At 57.2% G+C, this 15509-nt stretch carries 13 protein-coding genes; 10 read left to right on the forward strand and 3 right to left on the reverse strand.

Going from position 1 to position 15509, the window contains the following annotated elements:
* Window positions 1-70: 70 nt before the first annotated feature.
* Complete coding sequence (locus tag SB13_RS07015) at window positions 71-964, reverse strand: LysR family transcriptional regulator (RefSeq protein WP_026739669.1); 894 nt, start codon at window positions 962-964, stop codon at window positions 71-73.
* Between the two features lie 147 nt (window positions 965-1111).
* Between SB13_RS07015 and budA the strand changes: the two genes are divergently transcribed.
* From budA to SB13_RS07045, 6 genes are all read left to right on the forward strand, one after another.
* The gene (gene budA / locus SB13_RS07020) at window positions 1112-1864 is read left to right on the forward strand and encodes an acetolactate decarboxylase (RefSeq protein WP_394296367.1); all 753 of its coding nucleotides are present in this window, start codon (window positions 1112-1114) and stop codon (window positions 1862-1864) included.
* 51 nt (window positions 1865-1915) lie between these two features.
* Entirely contained in the window at window positions 1916-3595 is a 1680-nt protein-coding gene (gene alsS, locus SB13_RS07025; RefSeq protein ID WP_026739671.1) for an acetolactate synthase AlsS, read from the forward strand.
* 557 nt (window positions 3596-4152) lie between these two features.
* Entirely contained in the window at window positions 4153-5253 is a 1101-nt protein-coding gene (gene gcvT / locus SB13_RS07030; RefSeq protein ID WP_026739672.1) for a glycine cleavage system aminomethyltransferase GcvT, read from the forward strand.
* Between the two features lie 28 nt (window positions 5254-5281).
* Window positions 5282-5683: a glycine cleavage system protein GcvH gene (gene gcvH / locus SB13_RS07035; protein ID WP_026739673.1), complete on the forward strand. Its 402-nt coding sequence runs from the start codon at window positions 5282-5284 to the stop codon at window positions 5681-5683.
* Window positions 5684-5766: 83 nt separating this feature from the next.
* Window positions 5767-8640 (forward strand): aminomethyl-transferring glycine dehydrogenase, encoded by a 2874-nt coding sequence (gcvP, locus tag SB13_RS07040; protein WP_026739674.1) that lies wholly within the window; start codon window positions 5767-5769, stop codon window positions 8638-8640.
* 577 nt (window positions 8641-9217) lie between these two features.
* Window positions 9218-10540 carry an MFS transporter gene (locus tag SB13_RS07045; RefSeq protein ID WP_026739675.1) on the forward strand — a complete coding sequence of 441 codons (1323 nt, stop codon included), beginning with the start codon at window positions 9218-9220 and terminating at the stop codon, window positions 10538-10540.
* Between the two features lie 59 nt (window positions 10541-10599).
* Here the strand turns inward: SB13_RS07045 and SB13_RS07050 are convergent, their stop codons facing one another.
* Window positions 10600-11202 carry an HD domain-containing protein gene (locus SB13_RS07050; protein ID WP_026739676.1) on the reverse strand — a complete coding sequence of 201 codons (603 nt, stop codon included), beginning with the start codon at window positions 11200-11202 and terminating at the stop codon, window positions 10600-10602.
* Between the two features lie 234 nt (window positions 11203-11436).
* On the opposite strand from SB13_RS07050, the gene trhA reads away from it, so the two are divergent.
* Complete coding sequence (gene trhA / locus SB13_RS07055; RefSeq protein ID WP_394296364.1) at window positions 11437-12084, forward strand: PAQR family membrane homeostasis protein TrhA; 648 nt, start codon at window positions 11437-11439, stop codon at window positions 12082-12084.
* Window positions 12085-12384: 300 nt separating this feature from the next.
* Here trhA and ygfZ read toward each other — a convergent pair whose 3' ends face one another.
* Window positions 12385-13365, reverse strand: a complete 981-nt coding sequence (gene ygfZ / locus SB13_RS07060) for a tRNA-modifying protein YgfZ (protein ID WP_026739678.1) — start codon at window positions 13363-13365, stop codon at window positions 12385-12387.
* Window positions 13366-13597: 232 nt separating this feature from the next.
* Here ygfZ and sdhE point away from each other — a divergent pair, with 232 nt between their 5' ends.
* From sdhE to rlmF, 3 genes are all read left to right on the forward strand, one after another.
* Window positions 13598-13864, forward strand: a complete 267-nt coding sequence (sdhE, locus tag SB13_RS07065) for an FAD assembly factor SdhE (RefSeq protein ID WP_026739679.1) — start codon at window positions 13598-13600, stop codon at window positions 13862-13864.
* Window positions 13845-14261 carry a protein YgfX gene (locus SB13_RS07070; RefSeq protein WP_026739680.1) on the forward strand — a complete coding sequence of 139 codons (417 nt, stop codon included), beginning with the start codon at window positions 13845-13847 and terminating at the stop codon, window positions 14259-14261. Before sdhE ends, SB13_RS07070 begins: the two co-directional genes overlap by 20 nt.
* A gap of 291 nt (window positions 14262-14552) precedes the next feature.
* A complete protein-coding gene (gene rlmF / locus SB13_RS07075) occupies window positions 14553-15506 on the forward strand; it encodes a 23S rRNA (adenine(1618)-N(6))-methyltransferase RlmF (protein WP_026739681.1) in 954 nt (317 codons plus the stop codon).
* Window positions 15507-15509 lie beyond the last annotated feature (3 nt).

A 15509-nucleotide genomic window follows, 5' to 3' on the forward strand; every position in this document is an offset into this window, starting at 1 on the left:
CAAAAGAGGGCGAGCCTGAATCTCAGGCTCGCCTCGCTCACGTTTCGTGGGTATCAGCGACCGATATCGCTTACTTTTNCTGTTCGTGGCCGTGCAGCAATTGCACCATATTGTGCAGGGTGGCTGACGTATCATGCTTGCGCCAAATCACCGCAATCTGCGTGTTGAGATGGGGCGTGTCGATTTCGTGATACGTCACATTTCCGGTCTGAATGCAGGACAGGGACTCCGGAATGAACGTAATGCCGAAGCCGGAAGCGACCATGCTGATCGTCGCCGTGATATGCGGCGCCAGCGGGTTGATTTTAGGCTGGTAACCCGCCAGATAGCAGGCGCGAATGATCATGTCGTGCAGACTGGGGCAGAGTTCGCGTGGGAAAATAATCAGCGGTTCTGATTCCATCTGGCTGAGATGCACTTCCTGCTGATCGCTGAGTGGATGGCTGTCCGGCAACACCAGCCGCATATCCTCTTCTACCAAAATTTCCCCGTCGAACTCGTCGCCGATATCACAGGGCAGACGTACAAAGGCGATATCCGTGCTGCGATTGCGCAGGCTCTCCAGAATCTCATTGATATGCTCTTCCTGCGGCTGCATTTGCACGTTCGGGAAGCGCTGGCGAAAAAGCCGCAGCATTTTCAGTACCAGCGGGTGGAAGGTCACTGCGCAAGAAAACCCCACATTAATGGCGCCGCTCTCTCCGCGAGCGATACAACGCACCCTTTCCATGGCGGCGTCGGTCAGTTCGAGTATCTGCTTGGCATCCTGGTAAAAGGCCTCTCCGGCTTCGGTCATCTCCACGCCGCGCGTCATTCGTTTCAACAACGGCGTGCCAATTTCACGTTCAAGCTTTTGTATTTGTTGGCTAAGCGGAGGTTGCGATATCCCTAGTGATTCAGCTGCGCGGGTAAAGTGCCGAGTGGATGCAACGGCGACGAAATAGCGCAGATAACGTAACTCCATATATTTTAGATCTCCAAATAGTCACGTTTTTATATTGGAACTTTGAATCTCACGGGAGCAATATTCAAGGGAAACATTAATTAAATTTATGTCGTACCTCGTCGGAAGAGAAGGGATATGAAAGATTCCAACTGCGTTGACCCCTGTATGGCAGAGCTTGCCAACTTCGTCCATCAGCACCAAAAACACCACCCAGAGTGTCAGATCTATCAAACCTCACTGATGAGCGGGTTGATAAATGGCGTGTACGAAGGCAGTACAACCATGGCGGATCTGCTTGAACATGGTGATTTCGGATTAGGCACGTTTAACGATCTTGACGGAGAGCTGGTTGCAATGGAAAGCCGTATTTTCCAGCTGCGCTCCGATGGCAGCGCTCGCGCCGCCAAGCCCGATCAGAAAACGCCTTTTGCCGTGATGACCTTCTTCCGTCCGACTGAAAAAATACAGTTTGACCATGCGATCAGTCGTGAGGACCTTCATCAGCGTATTGATGATTTTGTTGCAACAGACAATCTTTTTTGTGCTTTACGAATCGATGGCTGCTTTAGCTACGTCGAAACTCGTACGGTACCTCGCCAGGAACGACCTTATAAACCGATGCTGGAAGCTATCGCCCAGCAACCCACTTTCCGTTTCGACAACTGCAAGGGCAACGTAATCGGTTTTCGTAGCCCAGCTTATGTTCAGGGGATCAATGTCGCCGGCTATCACGAGCATTTTATCACTGATAGCCGACAGGGCGGCGGACATATCCTTGATTACCGCCTGGAGAACGGCGTGCTTCAATTTGGCACCATCGCCAAATTGATCATCGACCTGCCTCTGGATAAGGATTTTCTGCGAGCCGACTTGTCCCCTGAAGATCTCGATAGCGTCATCCACAGTGTGGAAAGCTAAAGTTCATCAAGGTACTGAAAAGAAAGCACAAAAATGCATAGGAAAAAAGTTATGGAAAATAAGGATGGTCAACAGCACTGGGCTTGCGGTGCGGATCTGATCGTAAAACATCTGGAGCAGGAAGGGGTCAAATACGTCTTCGGTATTCCTGGCGCAAAAGTCGACCGCGTTTTTGATTCTCTTGTTGACTCATCAATCCAGACCATCCCCGTACGCCATGAAGCCAACGGCGCTTTTATGGCATCGGCGATCGGCCGTCTAACGGGGAAAGCGGGCGTTACGATGGTGACTTCCGGTCCGGGCTGTTCCAACCTGGTCACAGGTCTGGCGACGGCGACCTCAGAAGGCGACCCGATTGTTGCGCTGGGTGGTGCGGTGAAACGCGCCGACCGACTGAAGCTGACGCACCAAAGCCTGGATACTGTCAGCCTGTTCAAGCCGGTCACCAAGTTCAGCGCGGAAATTCCAGTTTCCTCCGCTATTTCTGAAGTGATGGCCAATGCATTCCGCGCCGCCGAATTCGGCCGTCCGGGCGCTTCGTTTATCAGCCTGCCGGAAGACATCGTCAACGATCCGGTCACCAGCCCTGTGCTGGCCGCGACAAACCTGCCTACGCTGAACAGCGCGCCTCTGGCGGACGTCAAACGCGTTGCGCAGATGATCGAAAAAGCGAAAAACCCGATTCTGCTGCTGGGTCTGATGGCCAGCCAGCCGAAGAATGCCGATGCGTTGCGCCGCCTGCTACACCGCAGCCAGCTGCCGGTCACCAGCACCTATCAGGCTGCCGGCGTTATCGATCAACAGCACTTCGACCATTTTGCCGGTCGTGTCGGTCTGTTCAACAACCAGGCAGGCGACAAACTGTTGCAGCAAGCCGACCTGATCATCACCGTCGGTTACAGCCCGGTTGAATACGCGCCGGCGCTGTGGAACACCGGCAATGCGACGCTGGTGCACATCGACGTGCTGCCGTCCGAGCTGGAATGCGACTACCGTCCGGATCTGGAGCTGGTAGGGGACATCTGCATCACCATCGATATGCTGAACGAGCAGCTGAATTCGCCGATTAGCTTGTCTTCCGGCGCCATCAATATTCTGGAAGAGCGTCGCGAACTGCGTCATCAGCTGGCGACTCACGCCATCAACATGAACGGCTTCGCCATCCATCCGCTGCGTCTGGTTCGTGCGATGCAGGATCTGGTGAACAAAGACGTCACGCTGTGTGTCGATATGGGCAGCTTCCATATCTGGCTGGCGCGTTACCTGTACAGCTTCCGCGCACGTCAGGTGCTGATGACCAACGGTCAGCAGACCATGGGTGTGGCGCTGCCGTGGGCGATTGCGGCCGCGTTGGTGAATCCGAACCAGAAAGTGCTGTCGGTATCCGGTGACGGTGGCTTCATGCAGTCCAGTATGGAACTGGAAACGGCGGTTCGTCTGAACTGTAATGTCCTGCATATCATCTGGGTGGATAACGCCTACAACATGGTTGAAATTCAGGAACAGAAGAAATACAACCGCGGCTCTTGCGTTAAGTTCGGACCGATTGATTTCAAAGCGTATGCGGAAGCCTTCGGCGCGAAAGGTTTTGCGGTTGAGTCGTCTGAAGAGCTGATTCCAAAACTGCATCAGGCGATGGATGTCGACGGACCGGCGGTGATCGCGATTCCGGTGGATTACTCCGACAACCACTATCTGATGGAAAACGTCAACATCGCGCATCTGATCTAAGTCAGTCGCATTTGTTGCGGGCGGCACATCACGGTCATGACAGACCGGCGGTGCGCCGCCTTTTTATTTGCCTGTTTCCACTCACTTCTTCCCCTTATTCACGATCGCGCTCGGGCGCTCTCTTTCTGGATGGCAACAAAGCGTGATGGGGATCGCATCGCGATCGTTAGCGACCAGAAAGTCCGTCGGCTGACCACTCTGCGCCGCCTCATCCTTGCCTGAAATAATCTAATTTTACGCACTTTTTCGCATTACATTATCTAATGTATTTTGTTTGTGAGGTGTATTGAGAAATAGGGGGGATGCGGGGGTTTTTATAATTTTTGAGTAATAAGTCGAACATGTGCGTTTGTATCTGCTGATAAATGCCTTTTTAATAGCGAAAAAAGTGGATGTGGTGGAAGGATAATCACACTTTTATTAGACGTTATTATATAGATTTACTTATGGCATGTCGTGTGGTTAAGAACCCACATCGGTGGTAAGTTCAAAGGAAGAGAGCACGTTTGCGTTGGACGCATCCGCTGTAACCAACACGGTTAACGTAGAGGGAAAAGATGGCAAAGCAAACCCCGCTGTATGAACAACATTTGGCCGACGGCGCCAAAATGGTGGATTTTCATGGCTGGATGATGCCGCTGCACTACGGCTCACAGCTGGAGGAACATCACGCGGTGCGCAAGCGCGCCGGAATGTTCGATGTATCGCACATGACTATCGTTGATTTGCATGGCGCTCGCGTACGCGAGTTTTTACGCCATCTACTGGCGAACGACGTGGCCCGACTGACGCAGACCGGTAAAGCGCTCTACACCGCCATGCTGACCCCCTCTGCCGGCGTGATAGACGATTTGATCGTCTACTTTCTTAAGGAAGACTTTTTCCGGATGGTGGTCAACTCGGCCACTCGCGAAAAAGATTTGGCCTGGATAGAAGAGCAGGCCAAACCTTTCATGGTGCAAATTCAGGAGCGTGACGATCTGGCGCTGATCGCGATTCAGGGGCCGCTGGCTCAGGAAAAGGTACAGCGACTGCTGACGTCGCAGCAGCGCAAAGATACGGCCGGTATGAAGCCGTTTTTCGGCGTACAGAGCGGCGACTGGTTTATCGCCNCCACCGGGTATACCGGCGAGTCCGGCTATGAAATCGCGCTGCCGAAAGCACACGCGGTCGGCCTGTGGCAACAGCTGCTGGCGGAGGGCGTTCAGCCCGCGGGGCTGGGCGCGCGCGATACCCTGCGTCTCGAATCCGGCATGAATTTGTATGGACAGGATATGGATGAAGGCGTTTCTCCCTTGGCGGCGAATATGGGGTGGACGATCGTCTGGGAGCCGGAAGATCGTCAGTTTATCGGTCGTGAAGCTTTGGAGCGTCAACGTGCCCACGGCACCGAGCAACTGGTCGGGCTGGTCATGACGGAAAAAGGCGTATTGCGCAACGGCCTGCCGGTGCATTTCACCGATGCCAGCGGCGCGGTTCGCGAAGGCGTGATCACCAGCGGTTCGTTCTCGCCCACCTTGGGCGTCAGCATCGCGTTGGCTCGCGTCCCGCAAGGCATCGGTGAACAGGCGGTGGTGCGTATCCGCCAGCGCGAAGTCCCCGTCCGGGTGACGAAGCCTCATTTTGTCCGTGCAGGAAAAGCCCTGATTGAGATTTAACCGTTTTGTCTAAAAGGAGAAGGTGGCAATGAGCAATGTACCGACGGAATTGAAATATACCCCGTCCCATGAATGGGTCGCGGCGGACGAGGACGGCACCTATCGTGTCGGGATCACCGAGCATGCGCAGGCGCTGCTGGGCGACATGGTGTTTATCGACTTGCCCGATGTGGGCAGCCAGTTTAACGCCGGAGACGAGTGCGCCGTGGCGGAGTCGGTCAAAGCCGCATCGGATGTCTACACCCCGTTGAGCGGCGAAGTGGTGGAAGTCAACGGCGAGCTGGAAGGCGCGCCGGAACAGGTTAACAGCGATCCCTACGGCAGCGGCTGGTTATTTCGTATTAAGCCCGCCGATAGCGCAGAGTGGGACAATCTATTGGATGCCGCCGCTTATCAGACGCTGCTGGATGAAGAAGACGACGGGCACTAGTCGTCGTGGGCGCCCGGCCGGGCGATCTTTCGGGGCGCCGCTGACGGCGCTCGCTTGATGTGGTTTGATGCAGGAATGTCGTAATGACCCAGACTCTCAGTCAACTTGAACACCCTAGCGCTTTCGTCGAACGTCATATCGGTCCCACCGCCGCGCAGCAAAGAGAGATGCTGGCGGCGGTCGGCGCAGAATCGCTGGATCGACTGATTCAGCAGATCGTCCCGCCGGATATCCAACTGCCCAGCCCTCCCGCCGTCGGGGATGCCGTCACGGAACATCAGGCGCTGGCGGAGCTGAAGGCGATCGCCAGCCGTAATCAGATCTACAAAAGCTACATCGGCATGGGTTACTACGGCGTCGAGATGCCGCCGGTGCTGCTGCGTAACGTACTGGAAAATCCGGGTTGGTACACCGCCTACACGCCTTATCAGCCCGAGGTGTCTCAGGGTCGGCTCGAAGCCTTGCTCAATTTCCAGCAGGTGACGCAGGACCTGACCGGTCTGCCGGTGGCCTCCGCTTCGCTGCTGGACGAGGCTACCGCGGCGGCGGAAGCGATGGCGATGGCCAAACGCGTCAGCAAGCTAAAACAAGCCCNCCGTTTCTTCGTCGCGAACGACGTGCATCCTCAAACGCTGGATGTCATGCGGACGCGCGCCGAGACCTTCGGCTTTGACATCGTGACCGGAGATCCGCAGGACGCGCTGAACGATGACGGCATCTTCGGCGTTCTGGTGCAGCAGCTGGGCACGACCGGCGAACTGCACGACTATCGGACGCTGCTGAGCGAACTGCGCAAACGTAAAGTTATCACCTGCGTCGCGGCGGATCTGCTGGCGCTGGTACTGCTCGATGCGCCCGGCGCTCAAGGGGCGGACATTGTCTTTGGCTCCGCGCAGCGCTTCGGCGTGCCAATGGGATACGGCGGCCCGCATGCGGCATTCTTCGCCAGTCGCGAAGAGTACAAACGCGCGACGCCGGGCCGCATTATCGGCGTCTCCCGCGACGCCGCGGGCAACACTGCGCTGCGTATGGCGATGCAGACTCGCGAACAGCACATTCGCCGTGAAAAGGCTAACTCCAACATCTGTACATCCCAAGTATTGTTAGCAAACTTGGCGGGCATGTATGCGGTGTACCACGGCCCGGAAGGGCTTAAACGCATCGCCCGACGCATTCACCGCCTTACCGATATTCTGGCCGCCGGGCTGCAGCAGCGCGGCGCCACCTTATGGCATACCCGCTGGTTCGATACGCTGACCGTCTCGGTCACGGACAAGGCGACGACGCTGAGCCGGGCGTTAAGTTTCGGCGTAAACCTGCGCGGCGATCTGGACGGCGCGGTCGGGATCTCGCTGGATGAAACCACGACGCGCGATGATGTGCAGGCGTTGTTTGCGATCCTGCTGGGGGACGAGCACGGTCTGGATATCGATGCGCTGGATCGCGAGGTCAGCGCGCGATCGGACTCGTTGCCTGCCGCGCTGCTGCGGACGGACGACATCCTGACGCACCCGGTGTTTAACCGCTATCACAGTGAAACCGAGATGATGCGCTATCTGCATCGTCTGGAGAGACAGGATCTGGCGCTCAATCAGGCTATGATCCCGCTAGGCTCCTGCACCATGAAACTCAACGCGGCGGCGGAAATGCTGCCGATCACCTGGCCCGAATTTGCGGAGTTGCACCCGTTTTGCCCGCCGGTGCAGGCGCAGGGCTACCGCCAGATGATCGCTATGTTGAGCGAGTGGCTGGTGCTGCTGACCGGCTATGACGCCGTCTGCATGCAGCCGAACTCCGGTGCGCAGGGCGAATATGCCGGTCTGCTGACCATCCGTCGTTATCATGAAAGCCGCAATCAGCCGCAGCGCCTAATCTGCCTGATCCCCAGCTCCGCGCACGGCACTAACCCCGCTTCCGCGCACATGGCGGGGATGGAGGTGGTGGTGGTCGCCTGCGACAAACAGGGCAACATCGACCTGCACGATCTGCGGGAGAAAGCGGCTCAGGCCGCAGAGCGGCTGGCCTGCATCATGGTGACCTATCCGTCGACTCATGGCGTCTACGAAGAGACCATCCGTGAAGTGTGTCAGGTTGTGCACCAGTACGGCGGCCAGGTCTATCTTGACGGGGCCAATATGAACGCGCAGGTGGGCATCACCTCGCCCGGTTTTATCGGCGCGGACGTGTCTCACCTCAACCTGCACAAAACCTTCTGTATCCCTCACGGCGGCGGCGGTCCGGGGATGGGGCCGATAGGCGTGAAAGCGCATCTGGCGCCGTTTGTGCCGGGGCATCAGGTCGTGAAGATCGCTGACGTGCTGACCGCGCAGGGCGCTGTATCCGCCGCGCCGTTCGGCAGCGCCTCAATCCTGCCTATTAGCTGGATGTACATCCGCATGATGGGCGCAGAGGGGCTGAAACAGGCCAGTCAGATCGCCATTCTTAACGCAAACTACGTGGCGGCGCGACTACAGTCGGCGTTCCCGGTGCTCTACAGCGGCCTCGGTGGCCGGGTTGCGCACGAATGCATTTTGGACATCCGACCCTTGAAGGAAATCAGCGGGATCAGCGAACTGGATATCGCCAAACGGCTGATCGACTACGGTTTTCATGCGCCAACCATGTCGTTTCCGGTCGCGGGGACATTGATGATTGAACCCACAGAGNCGGAAAGTCAGGTAGAGCTGGATCGCTTTATCGACGCGATGCTGGCGATACGGGAAGAGGTCGACCGCGTAGCGCGCGGGGAGTGGCCGCTGGACGATAACCCGCTGGTCAACGCCCCGCATGTCCAAACCGAGTTGGTCACCGAATGGACCCACCCTTACGGGCGTGAACTGGCGGTGTTCCCGGCGGGCGCCGCGAACAAGTTCTGGCCGACCGTGAAACGCCTGGACGACGTGTACGGCGACCGCAACCTGTTTTGCTCTTGTGTCCCTATCAGCGACGACGTCTGACGGCGTCTTGCCTTCGCTGCTCATGGGCTGATTTGAAGGGAAGGACGGGGACTTGCTGTGAGGTCAGTCCCCGTCGCGTCTTGGGTACGACAGATGTCATGACTGTGTTGCCGAAACCGGTGGTCGACGTCCGACGGCACGCGTACGCGTTCAGAGCGACTTACGCTGCTCCTCTTACCGCATCGACGTATTTACCGAAGGGAGTCGCGCCTCGGGCTAAGGCGTGGCTTACTTCGTATCTCTCACCTCTCACCTCTTATTTATTTCCTTATATTTCTGCTTCCCGGTAGTGCAACCAAGGGTGTCGTATGGGTATAGCGCATTTACATATGAATTTGATACGCGCCGGGTTTATAGGGGGCACCACCTGCACCTATCGTTACCGGACACGGCGCTAAGCACGCCGCGATGCTGAGTCGCTTCTTAAATCACGGTTCAATTGTTATCACCCCCGGTGGGCATGCCCAGCAACGTTGCGGGTGAGCTGGGCTGGCGGCACAAACCTTGCTAGTCATTTCCTGATGATTTTTCGTATGGGGGCCATGAATCGGCCATTTATCGCACAGGAGGTGAAAAGATGACGACCGTGACGACCAAAACGTCGACAGAGGACAAGTCGCTCGATGCTGTAATGCTAAATACCGGCAAGCTGGCGGCGGCCAGTTCTATAGGCACCGCGCTGGAGTGGTATGACTTCACCGTCTACAACATCATGGCGGCGCTCGTTTTTAACCATATTTTCTTCCCGTCGTTCGACCCGTTGGTAGGGACGATTCTGGCCTTTTCCACCTATGCCGTCGGGTATATTTCGCGGCCAATCGGCGGGGTCATCTTCGGCCATTTGGGCGATGTGCTGGGGCGGCGTTTCGTGCTCGTTGCCACACTGGTGATCATGGGAGTGACGACGGCGTTAATGGGCCTGCTGCCCGACTATGCGCACTGGGGGATCTGGAGCCCGCTGCTGCTGGTCACGCTGCGTTTCATTCAAGGGATCGCGCTCGGCGGTGAATGGGCCGGCGCGGTGTTGCTGTCGATGGAGCACGGCAGACCGCATCAGCGCGGGCGCAACGCCTCGTTTGCTCAGGTGGGACCTTCCTGCGGCACGCTCATCGGCACGGGGCTGATTACGCTGGTGACGCTCGCCATGTCGCCGGACAGCTTCCAGGCGTGGGGATGGCGTATTCCTTTCTTGCTGAGTCTGGTGCTGGTCGTGTTCGGCCTGTGGCTGCGCAGCGGCGTCGGCGAAACGCCCGCCTTTCTCAAGCTGGAGAAAAGTAAACACATCACGCAGGCGCCGGTCCGCGCGGTCTTCAGTCAGCATCTGCGTTCGCTGTTGATTGCGGGGGGCTCGCGCATCGGTTCCGACGTGTTGTATGCGCTGGTGGTGGTGTTTACCCTGACCTATGTGACGACGGTGCTGAGTCTGCCGCGGCCGCTGGCGTTAACCGCCACCATGCTGGGCGCGGTCGGCAATGCCATCGCGGTCCCGCTATTCGGCATGCTGTCCGATCGCTTTGGACGACGACCTGTCTGTATGGGCGGCGCGTTGGCGGCGATCCTCTGGGCATTTGTCTTTTTCGCGTTGCTGGATAGTACGCAGCCGGTGCAGATATGTCTGGCGGTGGTGGTCGGACTGCTGATCCATGCGTCGATGTACGGGCCGCAGGCGGCGTTTATCACTGAGCAATTTCCTACGCAGGTGCGCTATGCGGGATCGTCGTTGGCCTATACGCTGGCGGGGATCGTCGGCGGCGGCTTCGCGCCATTGATTATCACGTACCTGTTTGCGTCTTACGGCACGTCGCTGGCGGTTTCGCTGTATGTGACGTTGGCGCTGTTTTTTACGCTATGGGCCGTGTGGTCGGCGAAAGAAACGGCCCATAAGCCGCTGAAAGACTGAGAAGCGCGTCGGTCTGTTGCGCGTTTGACGTCACAAACAACAGACCGGGGAGCCAATGGTTACTTCAGCCAGCCTTTGCTCTTCGCGACTTCCAGGTGATGACTGAGATAGCCCCACAGTTCCGGATACACTTCGCTGATGAAGTCATTGCGCGACAGCACTTGTTCCAGACGAATGCCGTGCTCCACCCAACTCTGACCGCCGTTGTGGAGGTTCATCAGCACTGGCATCAGGCGGTCAATCAACAGCGCGAAGCGGGCGTCCGGCGTTTCGCTTGCCTCATATTCCAGCCACAGCTGGTGGAAGCGGGTGCGTTGCGGTTCCGGCAGTAGACCGAACAGCCGTATGGCCGCCGCGACTTCGCGATCGTGCGCATCGGCGCGTCCCTGAAGATCGTAAACCAGCACGTCGCCCGCATCGACCTCGACGATATCGTGGATCAGCGCCATCTGGATGACACGCTGAATATCGACGTCTTCTCCCGCGTATGGTGCGAGGCTCATCGCCGCCAGAGCGAAGTGCCAGCTGTGCTCGGCAGAATCTTCCTGACGGTCAGTGCCAATCACTTTGGAACGGCGTTTCACGCTTTTGAGCTTATCGACTTCCATCAAGAATGCGACGACGTCAGTCAGGGGACCGAAGTCCAGTACGGCAAGGGACATCTGAATAATCTCCAGAAAGGAAAGTGCCCAATTGTAAGGCAACGCTGGCGACATTGAAATGCAGAATCAGAGGCAAGCGCGGTCATATTCGTAAGGACTATAATTATTTCAGCGTACGCGTGTACACTGAAATAATTCTCCGTTACTCTGGTTGCAGTGACATCATCCGCCTAGGCTTTTTGCATGATAAAAGTCCTCGCTGCGCGGCGAAAAGGATCTTTCAAGAGGTAGATCATGAAGAAGCAGGTATTGGATTCGGGTTATTCGCTGGCGGAAGAAATCGCCAATAGCATCAGCCACGGCGTCGGTTTAGTGTTGGGAATCATCGGGCTGGTTTTACTGTTGACGCAGGCGGAGAAAAACGGCGCCGATGCCACGGCCATTGTCAGTTATAGCCTCTACGGCGGCACGGTGATTCTGCTGTTTCTGGCTTCCACGCTCTACCACGCCATTCCCAATCAGGACGCCAAACGCTGGCTGAAAAAATTCGACCACTGTGCGATTTACCTGCTGATTGCCGGCACTTATACGCCGTTCCTGATGGTGGGGCTGAAATCGCCGTTGGCGTATGGATTGATGATTGCCATCTGGTGTCTGGCGCTACTGGGCGTCATCTTCAAAATGGTGTTTGCGCACCGGTTTGAGATCCTCTCACTGGTGACGTATTTGGTCATGGGTTGGCTATCGCTGATCGTGATTTATGAGCTGGCGGTGACGCTCTCCCTCGGCGGCGTGGTGCTGCTGGCGGTTGGCGGGGCGGTGTATACGCTGGGCGTGATTTTCTATTCCAGCAAGCGGATCCCTTTTAACCATGCCATCTGGCATGGTTTCGTGCTGGGGGGCAGCTTGTGTCATTTTCTGGCGATTTATCTTTATGTCTAACCCCGCAGGGGCGATGCCGCCCACATCGGACGTCGTTGAGGATGTCGTCAGCCTTGCTGATATCGGACATCTACGCTTGAAAATGAAGGCTAGAGCATGTCTTTTGGCGTGAGTCGAGGTCGCGCTCGTCGAACAACGTCTTGAATCCGTCTGACTCAAAATGCAGAAAATATCGGTGTCGTGCCGGCTCTGCCTTCGTGTATGGCGGCCAGTGGCAGGCGCACGGCGATATCCTCTAAGGCTATTCCTTCCCCCGATCTAGGCGGCGCGCCGTTTCCCGGCGGCCGCACACGCGGTCGGCTACTCCTCCAGCGAGTAGGGCAGCGGCTGAATTGACAGTGCGCTGGCGCTATCGTCGCGTACGCGCAGCTCGCTGTTGGCTTCCAAATCATTGTTTAACACCGCCTGCACCCACAGCTGGCCGTCGTGCAAACGCGCGGACGCCAGCACGGTCCCGGTACGACGCCAGTTGTCTCCCAGCTTAAGCTCGAGATCGTCTCCTGCCGCCGGTTCAGTGGTCGACGTGCCGGCCAGCCAGTACAGCGCGCGCTTATTGGCGCCGCGATACTTGGCGCGCGCCACCATTTCCTGCCCCGCATAGCACCCCTTCAGGAAACTAATACCCTGTAAAGCCTGCAGATTTGTTGCCTGCGGAATGAACTGCGCGCTATTTGCCGTGTCAATCACGGGGTAGCCCGCTTCGATGTCGAGCGCCAGCCACTGTTTGCCGTCATTACGCTGCGTTTTAGCCTCCAGCGTGTTTAGCAAGGTGGCCGCGCGTTCGGCTGACAGCACCAACAGGAAACGCTCGTCCGGATGCGTGAAATGCAGGAGCGTCGCGCCCGACTCCTGTACCACGGCGTTGTCGGCATCCGGTAATGCTGCAAACAACGGGGCGAGTTGTTCCCGGATGCTTTGCCCGGCGGCGCCCAGCAGTACGCTATCGTCGTCCGCCGCAATCGTGGTTTTGGAGAAGACCGCGTACTTTTTCAGCTCGGTCAGCTGCGCGTCGCGCACGCTGCGGCGTTCGATATAGGCCAGTCCCTCGCCGTGGTGAAACAGGCGCAGGGCGCTCCACATTTTACCTTTGGCGTCGCAGTGGGCGCACAGCACATGCTGGTTAGCCTGCAGCGCCGTCACGTCGGTGGTCACCTGCCCCTGAACATAGCTCACGGTGTCGGGTCCAATCAGGGTGACCAGTCCCCAGTCGTCCAGCGTCATTAGCGTGGCGGGAAGGGCGGATGACGGGAATAACGGGTGTGATGGAATTGTATTAGCCATGGTTACAGTCCTGCTATGAGGGGGATTCAGCAATCGCCTAATGGTAAAAGAGCGGCAAGGGTTTGCAAGCGCTTATTGGGCGGAGATGTCGAATGCGCGAAGCGCTACGCAGAGTGAGCGATGCCGATGCGGTTCCTGCGCTAAAATATGTCAAAGTATTACTATTGGTTTAATATCATCGAACAAAATAGGGTTACACTGAAGTCTATGACTGAACAAAGTGAGCGATCATATGGATATCAATGATAAATCCCGCATCCACTGGGCCTGTCGGCGCGGCATGCGTGAGCTGGATATTTCCATCATGCCGTTTTTCGAGCATGACTACGATGCGTTGAACGATAGCGACAAAAGCGCTTTTGTCCGCCTGCTGCAGTGCGACGATCCCGATCTGTTCAACTGGCTGATGAATCACGGCGAGCCTTCAGATCAGGAGCTTAAACGCATGGTTTCCCTTATTCAGACGCGAAATAAACACCGTGGCCCAGTGGCAATGTGATCTCAAAGTTTCCTGGCGCATGCAGCTGTTCTCTCTGCTGGCGCACGGCATTATGGTGTTCTTGATTCTGCTGGCCCCGTGGCCGAGCGGTTATGCGCCGCTATGGCTGGGTCTGGTGTCGCTGGTGATGTTTGGATTTATTCGCAGCCAGCGCAATATTAAATCCCGCCATGGCGCAATCTCGCTGTACGGCGAACATCATCTGCGCTGGCAGCAGCGTGAGTGGCGTATCGTCAAACGCCCGTGGATGCTCAAAAACGGTATTTTGCTGTCGCTGCGCGCGGCGGACGGTGCGGCGCTGGAACAGCGTCTATGGCTCTCTTCGGACAGTATGGGGCGGGACGAGTGGCGGCACCTGCGTCAGCTTTTGCTGCGAAAGGACCACTGCGCCGGGTAATCGCCCAGACTGTGACGCCTGCTCTGGGCGCTGACGGCCTCGAGCGGAGCGCCCCCGCGTCGGGAGCTGAACCCAAAACAGCTCGTCCTTTGCGCCGTGATGCTTGGGCAATCCTGTCGTCGTTTTATCGCTCCTCACCTTTCGCGGCATCTATCGAACGTCTCTCATGGGGCCAATAGGTGGAGACAACCGTCGCCGCCGGTCAGTCGCTGCGCGAGAAAAATGCCCGCAGCGATTTACGGGATTTGCCGCAGCGGGTATCTTACGCGTCGTTCAACAAGAGAGAAGCTGATGACCACGCCTGCACAAAAACGCGCCGCGCAGAAAAACATGCTGCATCCACGCAACCGCCATCGCGGCCGCTACGATTTTACCGCCCTGAAACTCACGCACCCTGCGCTGATCCCATTCGTTCATGTGAACGACTATGGCGATGAGTCGATCGATTTCGCCGATCCGGACGCGGTCAAAATGCTGAATCAGGCGCTGTTGCATGAGTTCTATCAGATTGAACACTGGTTTTTACCCGAGGGGTTCCTTTGCCCGCCGATCCCCGGACGGGCGGACTATGTTCATCACCTCGCGGATCTGCTGGCCGAGGATAATCAGTCTCAGGTGCCGCGCGACGCCTCCGTACTGGATATCGGATGCGGCGCCAACTGCATTTACCCGCTGATCGGTCACCGAGAATACGACTGGCGCTTTACCGGCAGCGAAATCAATGCGCAGGCCATGCAGGCGGCCAACGCGACCATTGCCGCCAACCCCGGCCTGAGCCGGGCTATCCGTCTGCGCCGTCAGAAAGACAATCAGGCCATCCTCAACGGCATCATCCATAAAAATGAGATTTTTGACGCGACGCTGTGCAATCCGCCTTTCCATGCTTCGGCAAACGAGGCGAAGCAGGGGTCACGCCGGAAGCTGCATAACCTCGGTCTGGACAAACGGTCGCCGCTCAATTTCGGCGGGCAGGAGGATGAATTGTGGTGTGAAGGCGGAGAGAAAGCGTTTATCACGCAAATGATCCGCGAAAGCGCGGTCTTTTCACGTCAATGCCTGTGGTTCACGTCGCTGGTTTCGCGCAAAGAGAATCTGCCGGATTTGTATCGCGTGTTGGATGAGGNCGGTGCCGAGAGCGTTAAAACCGTGGATATGGCGCAGGGACAGAAGCAGAGCCGCTTTGTCGCCTGGAGTTTCTTCACGCCAGCCGCTCGCACCAAGTGGTGGGCGCAGAAGCGTCGCTAACCA

This window comes from Lonsdalea quercina subsp. quercina, from assembly GCF_000688695.1.
In the GTDB taxonomy this organism is placed as follows: Bacteria; Pseudomonadota; Gammaproteobacteria; order Enterobacterales; family Enterobacteriaceae; genus Lonsdalea; species Lonsdalea quercina_D.

Bases quoted from the DNA above. Each gene is read 5' to 3' on its own strand.
- alsS (WP_026739671.1), top strand. From the start codon at position 1,916: ATGGAAAATAAGGATGGTCAACAGCACTGGGCTTGCGGTGCGGATCTG.
- ygfZ (WP_026739678.1), bottom strand. From the start codon at position 13,365: ATGGCTAATACAATTCCATCACACCCGTTATTCCCGTCATCCGCCCTT.
- trhA (WP_394296364.1), top strand. From the start codon at position 11,437: ATGAAGAAGCAGGTATTGGATTCGGGTTATTCGCTGGCGGAAGAAATC.
- budA (WP_394296367.1), top strand. From the start codon at position 1,112: ATGGCAGAGCTTGCCAACTTCGTCCATCAGCACCAAAAACACCACCCA.
- SB13_RS07050 (WP_026739676.1), bottom strand. From the start codon at position 11,202: ATGTCCCTTGCCGTACTGGACTTCGGTCCCCTGACTGACGTCGTCGCA.
- SB13_RS07045 (WP_026739675.1), top strand. From the start codon at position 9,218: ATGACGACCGTGACGACCAAAACGTCGACAGAGGACAAGTCGCTCGAT.
- gcvH (WP_026739673.1), top strand. From the start codon at position 5,282: ATGAGCAATGTACCGACGGAATTGAAATATACCCCGTCCCATGAATGG.
- sdhE (WP_026739679.1), top strand. From the start codon at position 13,598: ATGGATATCAATGATAAATCCCGCATCCACTGGGCCTGTCGGCGCGGC.